At 27.6% G+C, this 14,359-nt stretch carries 13 protein-coding genes; 3 read left to right on the forward strand and 10 right to left on the reverse strand.

All coding sequences use genetic code 11. The annotated features are described in order from the left end of the window. Positions 1–90 precede the first annotated feature (90 nt). A complete protein-coding gene (locus tag MHL31_RS04095) occupies positions 91–3,249 on the forward strand; it encodes a S41 family peptidase (protein ID WP_240227809.1) in 3,159 nt (1,052 codons plus the stop codon). Positions 3,250–3,324: 75 nt separating this feature from the next. On the opposite strand, the gene MHL31_RS04100 is transcribed toward MHL31_RS04095, so the two are convergent. Further along, complete coding sequence (locus MHL31_RS04100) at positions 3,325–4,218, reverse strand: polysaccharide lyase family 7 protein (protein ID WP_240227810.1); 894 nt, start codon at positions 4,216–4,218, stop codon at positions 3,325–3,327. A 275-nt stretch (positions 4,219–4,493) separates the two neighbouring features. Here MHL31_RS04100 and MHL31_RS04105 point away from each other — a divergent pair, with 275 nt between their 5' ends. Both MHL31_RS04105 and MHL31_RS04110 read left to right on the forward strand, forming a co-directional pair. After that, on the forward strand, positions 4,494–5,426 hold the full coding sequence (locus MHL31_RS04105; protein ID WP_240227811.1) for a peptidylprolyl isomerase: 933 nt from the start codon (positions 4,494–4,496) through the stop codon (positions 5,424–5,426). Positions 5,427–5,751: 325 nt separating this feature from the next. Further along, positions 5,752–6,447, forward strand: coding sequence for a Crp/Fnr family transcriptional regulator (locus MHL31_RS04110; RefSeq protein ID WP_240227812.1), 696 nt, complete (start codon positions 5,752–5,754; stop codon positions 6,445–6,447). A 10-nt stretch (positions 6,448–6,457) separates the two neighbouring features. Here the strand turns inward: MHL31_RS04110 and MHL31_RS04115 are convergent, their stop codons facing one another. The 9 genes from MHL31_RS04115 to MHL31_RS04155 all read right to left on the reverse strand — a co-directional run bounded on the left by MHL31_RS04115 (position 6,458) and on the right by MHL31_RS04155 (position 14,350). Next, positions 6,458–6,904: a hypothetical protein gene (locus MHL31_RS04115; RefSeq protein WP_240227813.1), complete on the reverse strand. Its 447-nt coding sequence runs from the start codon at positions 6,902–6,904 to the stop codon at positions 6,458–6,460. Between the two features lie 143 nt (positions 6,905–7,047). Next, positions 7,048–7,953 (reverse strand): hypothetical protein, encoded by a 906-nt coding sequence (locus MHL31_RS04120; RefSeq protein ID WP_240227814.1) that lies wholly within the window; start codon positions 7,951–7,953, stop codon positions 7,048–7,050. 116 nt (positions 7,954–8,069) lie between these two features. Then, positions 8,070–8,276, reverse strand: coding sequence for a PLD nuclease N-terminal domain-containing protein (locus MHL31_RS04125; RefSeq protein WP_240227815.1), 207 nt, complete (start codon positions 8,274–8,276; stop codon positions 8,070–8,072). Between the two features lie 73 nt (positions 8,277–8,349). Then, positions 8,350–9,084: a zinc-dependent peptidase gene (locus tag MHL31_RS04130; RefSeq protein WP_371824137.1), complete on the reverse strand. Its 735-nt coding sequence runs from the start codon at positions 9,082–9,084 to the stop codon at positions 8,350–8,352. A gap of 190 nt (positions 9,085–9,274) precedes the next feature. Beyond that, the gene (locus tag MHL31_RS04135) at positions 9,275–10,951 is read right to left on the reverse strand and encodes an RluA family pseudouridine synthase (protein ID WP_240227816.1); all 1,677 of its coding nucleotides are present in this window, start codon (positions 10,949–10,951) and stop codon (positions 9,275–9,277) included. A gap of 194 nt (positions 10,952–11,145) precedes the next feature. Next, positions 11,146–12,111 (reverse strand): alpha/beta fold hydrolase, encoded by a 966-nt coding sequence (locus MHL31_RS04140; RefSeq protein WP_240227817.1) that lies wholly within the window; start codon positions 12,109–12,111, stop codon positions 11,146–11,148. Positions 12,112–12,287: 176 nt separating this feature from the next. Next, on the reverse strand, positions 12,288–13,034 hold the full coding sequence (locus tag MHL31_RS04145) for an SDR family NAD(P)-dependent oxidoreductase (protein WP_240227818.1): 747 nt from the start codon (positions 13,032–13,034) through the stop codon (positions 12,288–12,290). 68 nt (positions 13,035–13,102) lie between these two features. Further along, the gene (locus tag MHL31_RS04150; protein ID WP_240227819.1) at positions 13,103–13,666 is read right to left on the reverse strand and encodes a TetR/AcrR family transcriptional regulator; all 564 of its coding nucleotides are present in this window, start codon (positions 13,664–13,666) and stop codon (positions 13,103–13,105) included. A 141-nt stretch (positions 13,667–13,807) separates the two neighbouring features. Beyond that, positions 13,808–14,350, reverse strand: coding sequence for a DUF4287 domain-containing protein (locus MHL31_RS04155; RefSeq protein WP_240227820.1), 543 nt, complete (start codon positions 14,348–14,350; stop codon positions 13,808–13,810). Positions 14,351–14,359: the final 9 nt, after the last annotated feature.

The following is a 14,359-nucleotide window of genomic DNA, read 5'->3' on the forward strand; positions in this document are numbered from 1 at the left end:
AAGTTTTTAATTACTTAGCGGAGTTTTTATTATAAGCAAACTAATATCATTAAAAATTATTACAATTATTTATTAACTAAAAAATTTATTATGCAACTTTTAAAAGCAAACCTATCCTTATTGCTATTATTTATAACTTTTATAAGTTATTCACAATCAGAAGAAACCTATTTTACCGAACACCCTACATTAACACCCGATGCTAAATTTATTATTTATAGTTATGATAGTGATTTATGGAAAGTTGCTATAGAAGGTGGAACTGCTCTAAGATTAACGGCAATGCAAGGTAATGAAACAGATGCTAGTGTTTCACCTGATGGAAAATGGGTTGCATTTACTAGTAATCAATTTGGAAATAATGATGTTTATATAATGCCAATTAATGGTGGAGCTATTACGCAACTAACTTTTAATGATAGTAATGATAAAGTAAGCTCTTGGAGTTGGGATAATTCAAAAATATACTTTACCTCTAACAGATATAACAATATTACAACCTACAGCATTGATATTAATGGTGGAACACCTAAAAGAATTTTTGAACATTATTTTAACACAGTTCATAATCTAGTTGAAAACCCTGTAAATGATGAAGTTTATTTTAATGAAAGTTGGGAAAGTGGACGTTTTGCTCATAGAAAACGCTATAAAGGAGATTACAATCCAGATATAAAATCGTACAATACAAAAACAAAAGAATTTAAAAAACACACAACATATAGAGGTAAAGATTTTGGAGCTACATTTGATAAAAATGGTAATTTATACTTTAAATCTGATGAAGCTAATGGAGAATACAATTTATATACACTTCAAAATGGAGAAAAAAAACAATTAACTACTTTTAAAACTTCCATTATGTGGCCAAAGGTAAGTGCTAATGGGGAAAAAATTGTTTTTAGAAAAGATTATCAAATTTATGTATATGATGTAGCAACAGGAAAAACTTCTAAACCAACTATAAATAGCATAAAAAATAATACCTTAGAAAAAGAGCAATCATACAGTATAAAAGGAAAAATTAGCAATTTCGATATTTCTCCAGATGAGAAAAAAATGGCATTTATATCTAGAGGTAAACTATTTATTTCAGATATTGAAGGAAAATTTATAAGAGAAATTAATACAAATCCAAACGAAGCTGTACAAGAGGTAAAATGGTTAAAAAACAATAAAACTTTATTATATTCACAATCCTACAAAGGATATTACAACTGGTTTACAATTGATGCTAAAGAAAATTCAGAAGAAAAACAACTTACTAAAGTTGCTAAAAACAACCGTCAAATTTCATTCAATAGCGATCTTTCAAAAGGAGTATATTTAAGTGGTAGAAACGAAATTTGCTTGCTTGACTTAGCTACTTTTAAAAGTGAAGTTATTGTAAATGATGAACTCTGGGCCTTTAACAATTCAAACCCTTATTTTTCTCCAGACGATAATTATATAATTTACAATGCCTACAGAGATTTTGAAACAGATGTTTTTACCTATAATATTACTTCTAAAACAATTGATAACTTAACAAATACAAAAGTTTCTGAATCTCAACCAATTTGGTCTCCAGATGGTAAATATGTATACTTTTCATCAGATAGAATACAACCAAGCTATCCGTTTGGAACTTCTAATTCTAAAATTTATCGAATGGCTCTAGATAAATTTGAGGCGCCTTTTAAGCTTGAAGAAGTTTCTAAACTATTTAAAGAAGAACCTAAAAAGGAAGATAAAAAAGATTCTAAAACTAAAGAAAAACCTAAAAAGGAAGAAGTAAAAGTAACTATTAACAAAAAAGGATTGATGGATCGCTTAACACAAATTAGCCCTAATTTTGGACAACAACAAAACCCTTCAATCATAACAAAAGATAAAAAAACACATATTTTATATATTTCTAACCATAGCGAAGGTAAAGCTCAACTTTGGAAAACTACAATAGAACCTTTTGAAACTAATAAAACGGTTAAAATTAGTGATAAACCAATTAGAAATTACCAATTAGTACAAGCTAAAAAGAATGCTTATATTTTAGTTGGTGGAAATATTAACAAATTAGATATTACTGGAAATAAATTAAAAGTAATTGCAGTAGACTCAAAATTTGAATTATCACTATCTAAAGAGTTTAATCAAATGTATTATGAAGCTTGGGCTGGTATGGAAGAAAATTTTTACAACGAAACTTTTCATGGACAAGATTGGCAAAAACTAAGAGATCAATATGCTGAGTATCTACCATATATTTCAAATAGATCTCAATTACGACTTATTTTTAATGATATGTTAGGTGAATTAAACACCTCTCACTTTGGTTTTAATTCTAACGGAAAAGAAGAAGCTACTTTTTACGGAACAAAATCTATAGCTACAGGTATTGTTTTTGACAACAATAACCCTTATAAAATAAGTGATATTGTAACTGAAAGCCCTTCAGATATTACAGGAAAAAACCTTAGAAAAGGAGATGTACTTGTTGCTGTAAATGGAGAAAAAGTAGATACATCTACAAATAGAGAACGTTACTTTAGTGTGCCTGCAGCTTTAAATGAATTAACATTAACTTTTGAAAGAAATAATTCTGAATTTGATGTAAACATACACCCTACATCAAGTGGAAATATTAGAGACTTAATTTATGATGAATGGCAAGATAAAAACCAAGAGTATGTAGATACTAAATCCAATAATCGTATTGCTTATGTACATATGAAAAATATGACTGGTGGAGAACTACAAAAATTTAAAGAAGATTTAGTTTCTAGTACTGAAGCTAATAAAGATGCATTAATATTAGATTTACGTTACAATACAGGTGGAAATGTACACGATGAAGTACTTCGTTTTTTAAGTCAGAAAACATATTTAAACTGGAAATATAGAGAAGGAAAATTAGCAAAACAATCTAACTTTGGGTATTCGGACAAACCAATTGTTTTATTAATAAACGAACAATCTTTATCTGATGCTGAAATGACTGCTGCCGGATTTAAAGAACTTGGTTTAGGTAAAATTATTGGAACAGAAACTTACAGATGGATTATCTTTACTTCTGGAAAACGCTTGGTAGACGGATCGTCATACAGATTACCTTCTTGGGGTTGTTATACGCTAGATGGTCAAAATTTAGAAACTGAAGGTGTAAGTCCAGATATTTATATTGGAGAAAGTTTTAAAGATCGTTTAACAGGAAAACAACCACAGTTAGACAAAGCTATTGAAGAAATTTTAAAAGAGTTAAATAATTAATATTTTTAAATTAATTGTTTAAAAAAAGCCTGAATTCTGTATTTAGAATTCAGGCTTTTTTATTAGTGTAAAACATTATAAATGAGAAGTAACAACTTTATGTAAAATAACCTCTGCCGATGCTTCGTAATCTTTATTCCATTTAAAATAATTACCTGTTTTAAAATAATTATTGTGTAAATAACCATTTTCAACATAATCAAACACAAAAGTATAATCAATAGCAATACTATTTGCTTCACATACTAAAGCATAATACAATTTACCTTCTTCAATTTTTATTTTTATAGTAAATTTTTCATTGTCAACTTTTCCAATGGTAATTTTCTCATCAAATTTACTTGTCCAATCTTCACCATCATCTGGTTTTACATAATATTCAATAACCAGATCTCCATTTTTCCATTGCACTTTAACGGTAGCTGGCGAACCATTTACCCCTGTAGTTTCAATTCCATGTATTTGTGCAACATATGTTTGCCCAGTTCCTTCACAATAAACTACTTGAATAGTAGATTCTAGAATATGAGTTCCTGTTGACATTGACCAATTATCTGAAGTTGTCTGATTTCCTCTCCAAAATTCACGCAATTCTGTTCTACAATATTTTCCATCATCTAAATCGTAAGGTCCACCAGAAGTTGTAAAACCCGTAAATTTTGTATACATAGTATAACTTCCATCTGAGTTTTTATAAAAAAATTTTGATTGTTCTGATGTTAAATCATCATTTTCAATGGTTTCGTAAAAAATAGAAGTAGCACTTCCATTACCTCTATTAATCGGTACCGATAAATACCAGTTCTTCCATAAAATATTAGCAGTTTCTTCTGGTTCAATAATAACTTCCTCCTCTTCTTCTTCAATAATAACTTCTTCTGAATTATTCTTATCTGAAGTACAAGAAATAAATGCTATTATTAAAAACATTACCAAAAATTCTATACTTATTTTAAACTGTATTTGCATAAAAAAACATTTGAAAATCAATATTTAAACTGTAAAACTAAGCTAATTATTGTTTAAAATATAATACAATTAAAAATCATAAATTAAACTACCCTTAAAATTAAACCTATTTATAACAGTTTAAATAATAAAAAATAACAACTATTTTTTATGAAACGTTATTGAACAGACAGTTATTTAAAATTCTAGACCAAGTTTAACGCAATTATAAGATCTCATATTCTTTTATTTCAAATGAAAGTATGTATCTTTGCTTCGTTTAAAAAAATAAGAAAATGGATAACGGATTATACGCAAAATTTAACACTTCTAAAGGTGCTATTTTAGTAAACTTAGAATTTGAAAAAACACCTGGTACTGTTGGTAACTTTGTTGCCTTAGCAGAGGGTAATTTAGAAAACAATGCAAAACCACAAGGTAAACCTTACTATAACGGATTAAAATTTCATAGAGTTATCGCCGATTTTATGATTCAAGGTGGTTGCCCTTTAGGTACAGGAACAGGTTCTCCAGGCTATAGTTTTGATGATGAATTTCATCCAGAACTAAAACACGATGCTCCAGGTATTTTATCTATGGCAAACTCTGGACCCGCTTCAAATGGAAGTCAGTTTTTTATTACACATGTTGCAACTCCTTGGTTAGATAACAAGCATACTGTTTTTGGAAAAGTTGTTGAAGGACAAGATATTGTTGATAGTATTGCTCAGAATGATATTATAGAAACTCTTGAAATTATTAGAGTTGGAGAAGCAGCTGAAAAATTTAATGCAGTTGAAGCCTTTAGAGTTTTTGAAGGATCTAGAGCAAAAAGAGAAGCTGAAGCTAAAGCTGCTATGAAAGCAGAAATGGATAAGATCGCTGCTGGTTACGATGAAACTCCTAGCGGATTACGTTATAAAATTTTACAAGAAGGTAACGGTAAAAAAGCTGAAAAAGGAAACATGGTTTCTGTACATTATAAAGGTCAATTATTAAATGGTCAAGTGTTTGATTCTTCATACCAACGTAAACAACCTATTGATTTTACTATTGGTGTTGGACAAGTTATTCCTGGTTGGGATGAAGGAATTCAATTATTAAACGTTGGAGATAAAGCTCGTTTAGTAATACCTTCAGAATTAGCTTACGGTAGCCAAGGTGCAGGTGGAGTAATACCTCCTGATGCAACATTAATTTTTGATGTTGAATTGATGGCTGTTAAGTAAAAAATAACTTTAAAATTTAAAGAGGTTATATTAAGATTTTTCTTAGTATAACCTCTTTTTTGTAATACAAATATTAATATTACAAAATCAAATCAAGAGTTATAAAATATTAACTAATTTTCTGTTCTTAAAAAATTAATATTACATTAAAAAAACAATTCATTTTTAATTTAAAACCAATAAAACAAACATATTCCACTTTAAATAACTCTCATTTAAAAATACTATGATTTCTACTTATAAAATAGTTAGTTTAAAAGGTATTTTTAGTTATGAATGATGTAATTTTACATTCTATTAGATGTAGAATTAAATAGTTGTAACTATGCCTGATTTTATAAGTAAAGAAACCGTGTTTAATTTCGATTTTTTAAGCGCAAAAACTTGTTTAAATAGCCTAATAAAACAAGAACAAAACGAACTTCTAGAAAATAAAAATGATATTGAATTTGACCCAGGAGAAATAATTATTAAAAGAGGTATGGCTGTTAACCACATCTTGTACTTAGTAGATGGTCTGGTTAAGCTTGAAATTGTTAATAATGGTAAACCATACACTATTGGTTTAGTTCAATCGCACTCTTTTATTGGTATTATCTGTTGCTTTGCTTTTAAAAATTTTGATTTTACTGCTACTGCTTTAGAGAAAACAAAAGTAAGTTTCATAAATAAAACCATATTTGAAAAATTTATTAAAACTAATGGTAATTTTGCTTTAGATCTTATTAAACATATGTCAGGAGTTTCAAATAGCTTATTTCATAAAATTACAACCTTATCGCAAAAAAACATTGATGGTGCATTATCAATCCTATTGTTAGATTTTGCTGAAATTTATAACAGTAATTCTTTTAAAATTCCAATGGTTAGAAAAGATCTTGCCAATATGCTTGGTTATTCTAAAGAAAGCGTTATTAATACTTTGTCAAAATTTAATAAAGAAAAAATTATTAAAGTTTCAGACAGAAAAATAGAAATAATTAATAGTCAAAAATTAAAACAAATTAGTAAACTAGGTTAAGCATTAAAATTTATTTACACAATTCTATACCCCAATTAGTATGCCCTCTTCCTTCCCTACACTTCCAACTATTTTTTATGGAAATAACAATCCATCTATTATTTTCATTTTTTAATTCTAAAATATACTTCTTTGCTTTTATAGAATCATCTAAAAGGTTATCATGAATTAAAGTTACAAGGGTATTACCATTTTTTAATGTTTTTTCTGATATTTCAATTGTTTCATTCCCCTCTCCTTCATTTATTTCAATTGGATAATATAGTTTAATTACATCTTTTGCTGAAAAATCATCCTCCTTTAATTTTAATAATTGATTTATTTCTTCAGAATTTAATTCTTTAAATTTTTCAGTCTCATTTGCAGTCGTAATTTCAACTTGTTCCTTTTCTTTAGATGTATTAAAATTACATGCTATTAAAATTATAGCAAGTAGTAATGTTATATATTTTTTCATATTATTTTATCCTATCCGTATTGTATACTTTAGGTGTGTAATTTAATCAAAATTAGTAATTGCATAATCATTAAAACTCTCAAATTCTTGAGGAAAAGTATTGTTGACAAACTCATATTCCCAAAGTTCAATATATCTAACACCTAATGTTTTTGCTTGTTCAAAAATAGTTGTATAACTATCATTTCAAATCTTGAAGTTTGATCTGATCTCCCAATTGCTTGAGCATAAATATCTCCAGGAAATTCTATTAAAGCATTTACTAAATTAGGCTGATAGGTTGTTTTTCCCGAAATCCACCACATTGCAGCACCCACACGATGTTCTAATGAAGGTTCATTCCATAAATCTGTAATAATTCTATTAGGAATTTCGGTCTCTCCCATTATATCGTGTACTTCAACGGCAATAGCCTTTTCTGTAAATGCATTTGCAAATATTATAGCTGTTTCTTTAACGGCATTCACCCAATTATTAGACGTTAAACCAGCATTTAAAAGTTGATTAGTACTAACACCATTAAAATGACCTTCAATTCCATTCACAGTCATTTGTGGTACATAAATTAAAGTCAAATCTTCATCATCAGCATAATTATTTGAAAGAGCTTCAGCAAGTAATGCAAATCTTTCATTAACGCTGGCATCCCAAATTTTAGGAATTCTTTTTAGTGTGGAATCAATTCCTGTTATTTCAAAATAATCAACCCCAATAGAATCAATTAACCAATTTGGGCTATCACCTCCAGCAATAATAGCCAAACTCCACTTTAAATTTCTTGTTTTAATAATATTTCGGTATTGTTCTATGCTTGAAAAATCAAAAACACCTTCATATGGTTCTATATCTTTCCAAGTTACGCGAATTAATGCCCCATTAACTTGATTATTATCTAATGCTGCTTCATTTCCAAAAGAACTTGTGTAGACACCTTTGGGCTTATTAATAACTGGAGTACTCTCTAAATTTTCGCTGGTAAAATTATTATCATTTGAATTACACGAAATTAAACATACTATAATAAGAACGTATAAATTATATTTACTCATGTTTTAATTCTATTTAAATTTTAGACTTAAATAACTGAATAAGGTTTAATTAGCTCAAAATATTTTTATTATAAATATAAAATTAACAACATTGAAAAACTAAAAAATTTTGAATCTTATTTTATCAATCGCTGTTTTCTACCAATTACAAAGTACAATATGGCTCCAATAAAATTGAAAAATAATACAACAACAATCCATATAATTTTGTCATTATCTTTAAAATCACTTTTTAATATTTCAATTAAAGCTAAAATGGTTAATATTAGTGTCATCAAAAATAATCCAACTGGCCAAGATCCAAGTAGTCCTAATAAATTCATCTGTTCTATTTTTTAATATAAATTTTAATTTTATGCATATTCTTATTTAGAATACAATTTTATAATCGTTTAATTACTTAATAATTGGGTTTAATTTATTTCTTGGGTCTTGTTTAAATAACTTGACCATACTTAAATATAAAATAGGTTCATTTTTTTCAAAAAACTCTGGTTTTTCAAAAAAAGTTTCAAGTGAAACTGAAAAAAGCTCCATAAGATTTGTTCCTGCATAATCTCTTAAAACTTTATTTTTATTTAATTTAATTTTTTGAAACTTATATTCTGCCTGCTTTTTCCATTGATTAAAACTCTTTTCTTTAAAAATTTTAGATAAATACGATCTTTTAGTATTTTCAAAAATTAAACAATGACCAAATTCATGAATCGATAAATTTATTGCGTCATCAGGAATTTTAAATCCATTTTCTATGGCTGGCCATGACATATTAATTTTTTTGGTATATAAATTTACATCTCCATCAAAAATAGCCGTATTGTTTTTATAAGAATATGATCTTGGAGTAATAAAAATATTATTAAATATATTAAGTGTGTTAATTTTTAATCCAAATGTAATCTGTACAAAAGCACTTGAAATAATTATTTTCATACTCTTATCTAAATGAAATTCAGGATCAGAATTAAAATTAGTTGTCTCGAGAAATATTAGCGTTCTAATTCTAAAATTTTTTTTATTTTCTTTCGAAAGATTTTTATAGTAAGTATTGGTTGTTAAAAGTACATTATGGCATTCTAACTTGCTATTTTGTTTAAAAAATAACCCAAACAGTTTATATTTTATATTCAAATTTTAGAATTTTATTAGGTCTAGAACATTCGGTTTAGAAAATTTTGCAGTTTTTAATCTCAAAAAATCTAATATCTAAAATTAGTGTTTTTATATTTTAGAATCATTCTATTCTAGCAAATCTATTTTTATAGTAATTCTATTATAAAATTATCTACGTCTAGTAGTCCTAAATAAAAATACAAGTGTATTAAAAGTCGGCTTTTTTATAAAAAATCAATTTTTGTTTTGTTGTAGGATGTATAAATTCTAGTGTATCAGCATGCAAATACAATCTATCAGATTTTCTTCCATACAAATCATCTCCAACAATAGGAATATTTAAACCCAGTTTATGAGAGGCATGAACCCTTAATTGATGAGTTCGTCCAGAAATTGGATAAAAATGCACTTTAGTCTTTCCGTTTTTTTGTTCAATAATTTCCCATTTTGTTTCTGAAGGCTTCCCAAATTCAAAACATACTAATTGCCTAGGCCTATCATCTAAATCAACCCTAAGAGGTAAATTTATAGTCCCAGATTTATCCATTACAATACCATCTAATAATGCTGTATATCTTTTTTTTACTGTTTTATTAATAAACTGACTTTGTAGAGATTTATGTATTTTTTTGTTCTTGGCTAAAACTAACAAACCAGAAGTAGACATATCTAACCGATGTACAATAATTGGTCCTGAAATTTGTTTTACTTGTTGTTTTATCCGTGTAAATACAGAATCTTGAATATGAATTCCTGGAACCGATAAAAAATCTGCTGGTTTATAAACCACAATCAAATCTTTATCTTCAAAAATAATTTCGAGTTCTTTACCAATTGCAGGATTTTGCAACATAGGATTTGTATCCATCTCAATTCCTTCTAGCATATGTGACAAAATAGGTTTGCATTTTCCTTGACAGGCTGGATAGAACTGTTTGTGTTTCCTAATTTCTTTATTTGGCGATTGCCCCCACCAAAACTCTGCCATTGCAATAGGTTTTAAATTGTGTAAAAAAGCATATTGTAATAATTTTGGAGCTGCACATTCTCCTGAACCTGCTGGTATATTTTGCTCTGTAGTTTTTAAAAATAAATCGGTTAAATTTCTGACTTCTTTTTTTGAATTTAAAAATTTATATTGTTCAAATAAATACTGCTGTAATGCAGCTGATTTTGTTTTACGTTGTTCTTTTAATTCAGCTATTTTATTAGTAAAAACCGATAATTTTTTAGTGATGGTATTTAAAGTATGTTCCCAATAACGATTAACATTATTAAAAAAATACTTAGCCTCTAAACTTTCTTTATTTAATGCTATATTTAACGTAGTTTGAGCTTCTAAAGACAATTCTTCTTTAGCTTTTTTTCTACGTATATCTCGATCTTGTTTTGCAGCTTTTAATGCTGCTTTTTTTTCTTGAATATCAATGGTTGCTTTTTTTTGTTCTAATTTATATTGTGCGAGTAGTTCTAGATATTCAGCATTATTTTCAAGATTTTCTATCGCTAAATTAATGCTATTTAAAATGGTTTCCTCTTGTGAAAAATAAGAATCTTTAGTGAGCATATCATACACTGGAGGAACAAATTTTTTATGTATGTTTTTTCCAGCTAATTTCCCTGAAACAGCTGAAATATATCCAATTTCATTATACTGATTTTGTACAATTAACACCCCAAACATTTTACCAATACCCGGTTCTTTTTCAGAACTATTTAACCCAAAATTATGCTTAAAATCTGTTTGTGTTTTTAAATAATTTTGTACTTCACTAGCCGCTAACTCACATAACGGATGTGGTTCATAGTAAAAAGGGAAGGTAAACTTACTTGGTAATTTAAACGTACTTATAGAAGTAGAAAAATGCTGAAAATATGTTTGCACAATACTTTAAATTAAATTCTGAGCAAATATACTTTTTTTGAAATGGATTATATTGTATTTATTGAAATGTGAAAAACTAGTTTTACTGTAGATAAACTAGTTTTTATATAGTGTTATAAATAAACTAACAAAATCGAAATTAATAAAGCCCATTAAAATATAAAATATATTTTTATAGGCTTCAATTCTAACGTTTATTCTATTTTTTCGAGAAAATTTAATATCAATTTTGCTATTTCTACTGTTTTTTCTTCAGCAGCAAAATGTCCTGCATCTAAAAGATGTAATTCTGCATTTGGCAAATCATTTAAATAAGCTTTAGCTCCGTTAGCGTTAAACTTTAAATCTTTACCACCCCAAACTATTAGCGTATTTGGTTGAGTTTTCTTAAGCATTTTTTGCCATTTAGGATAACGAATTAAATTATTATTGTAATCTTGAAATAACTGCACTTGAATGCGTCGATCATTCTCTGATGTTAAAAATGCTAAGTCATGAACCCAAGCATCAGGACTTTGAATATTATAATTTGTTGAATCTAAATCAAATAAATATTGTTTATTAATAATAGCATCTCTACTAGTTAAAGTATATAGAAATTCATATTTTTCTTGAGAAGTATCTGTTTGGGCAGTTCTAAAAAACTCTTGTCTTTTAGGTGTTAAACCCTCAAGATATGCATTAGCATTTTGAACTATTAGAGCTTTAATTCTATCAGGCTTTTTCATCATCATTCTATAACCAACAGGAGCTCCAAAATCTTGCATATACATCACATACTCATCAACATCTAACATTTCTAAAAGCTTATCGGTTTTATCGGCAAGTAGGTCAAATGTATATTTAATACTATCTGTACTTGGATGATCGCTATATCCAGAACCAAGATTATCTGGCGCTATAATATGATAATGAGTTGCCAACATTGGAATCAAATTTCTATAAGAATGAGAGGAAGATGGATATCCATGCAATAATACTATTGTAGGTTTTGTTGAATTTCCAGCTTCTCTATAAAATAATTTATGCCCATCAACAATTTTATAGTTATAAGTTGTTGGTGGCGGTAAAAAATAGTGTTCTTTTTTTTGCTCTTCTTTCTTAGAATTACAAGCTGTTAGTAACAGTAAGATATTTAAAATTAGTATATTTTTTTTCATTATTTTTTAATTAATTACAACAGTTTGTATAACAACATAGGCGTAAAAAAGCATTCTTTTTTGATGTATTACTTAACCTTATCAAAAAAAATTTACTTCTAACTTTATTTATGTACATAAAACTATAAATTTAACTTAAATACCCCTAAGTTTTTATACATTGTTATTGTACTTTTTTAATTTCTTCCTGCCATAATACCTCCATCAGTATCCCAAATTGCACCAGTAACCCAAGAAGTTTTATCTGAAAGTAAAAATAAAATACTGTTTGCAATATCCACGGGCTCACCTATTTTACCGATTGGATGAAAAGCATTAAAGCCTGTTAATGCTTTTTTAGCTTCTTCTTTTCCACCAAATACATCGTGGTAAACTGGTGTATTCACAATTGCAGGTGAAACAGCATTTACTCGAATATTATAATCTGCTAATTCCATAGCTAAATTTTTTGTTAAAGAGTGTAATCCCGCTTTTTGCATAGAATATGCAGCTGAAGGAGTTGCTTTTACTGCTTGTTTTGCCCACATTGAACCAACATTAACAATTGAACCACCTCCGGTAGCTTTCATTTTTTTAGCTACACTTTGGGTAATAAAAAAGAAACCTCTATTTAAATCTAAGTAAGAGTTATAATCTTCTATAGTATGATCTAAAAAAGGTTTAGGACCAAAAATACCAGATGCATTAACCAAGTAATCTAAATTATCTAAAGCTTCAATTTTTGCGATTAAAGCTGTTACTTCACTTATATTTGATATGTTAATTTTATGCTTTACCAAATTAGCAGTATCGTCTATTTTATTTATATTTCTTCCTACAATATGTACTGTTGCTCCTTTTTCTAATAAAGCATTTGTTGTTGCTTTCCCAATACCACTTGTTCCTCCAATAATTAAGGCTACTTTGTTTGTTAAATTTTCCATTTTTTTATTTTAATTATTAATTAATGTTAAACAGACAGACAAGTCTGTCTTTTATTGTGTAAATTTTTTTATTCTAATAAATAAGAACAAAGATTTTTTGCCTCTTTAATTGGCCAGTTTGCTTGATGTAAATGACTCTCTCCTACTGCACTTTCATATAATAAATATATTTTTCGAGATTTAGAGTCTAATTCCTCTTCTTTAATTGTTGTAATATTTGTTGCTATAAGCTTTGAAATAAATTGAATAAATACTTTCTTTTGAAGCTGTATTTCTTTTCGTATTTTTTTATTATCTAAAGGAATTTCAGAAATTGTTTTTATACACCAACAACCATTAAACTCATTAGATTTAAAGAATAATTCAAGAAAATCAAAAATAGCTAATACTTGTAATTTTCCTTTTGGTTTAGAGGCTGTATATTCTTTAATACTTTCAATAAAAGTTGTGTCTTTAAATTGCAAGTAAGCAATACAAATATCTTCTTTCGATTTAAAATGATTATATAGTGTTGCCTTAGCAATACCTGCTTCAGAAATAATTTCATTTATTCCTGTAGCATTATAGCCATTCTTATAAAACAAAGATGAGGCTGTTTCAATAATTCTATTTTTAATTTCTGAATGTTTCAAGGTACAAATATATATAAAAAAATTAAAAACAGACAAGTCTGTCTATTTTTTTTAACATATTATTAATAGCTCTAATTTATTGTGTAGAATAATAAACCTATATTTTTTTATTTAAGCGCTGTTTGTTGTTTACGGAAATTATTATTCTGCATTTTGATAGGATTCCTTCAGCCATTTTTTTAGTTCACTATCAATATCTTCTACATTTGTGAGTTTTACTCTATGTGAACACATTGTTCCAAACGGACCTGAGTTTTCAAGTCGATCAGTTGTTGGTTTGTTCTTAAATTTTAAACCTAAATCAATTCTAGTTTTAGTTGCAGGTTTAATTAACGCAAATTGTTTTTTTCTGATTATACTTACACTCGTCTTTTTTGGTGTAATTGTAATGTCTCTACCTAATTCATGAATCACAGCTAACAAACTTTTGTAAATTATAAACAGATTTTCCTTTCCTTGGTATTGATTGTTAACCAGATCCGTTGGAGATTCATTTTTTTCTTTTGATAATGCTACAATAGTATTTGCATAACCGTGCGTTACATTATGTTCTTTTTTAAGAAAATTAACAGCTTCTGAATGTTTGGTGAAAGACTTTGCTTTAAGCATTGCTTTCCATTCACTTAAAGATTTTCCTGTTTTTTCAGGCATATTATCAATCATTGTTTGAAGTGCTTTATCCATATTATTCTT

Origin of the sequence: Lutibacter sp. A80, assembly GCF_022429645.1 — a bacterium.
Classification (GTDB): domain Bacteria; phylum Bacteroidota; class Bacteroidia; order Flavobacteriales; family Flavobacteriaceae; genus Lutibacter.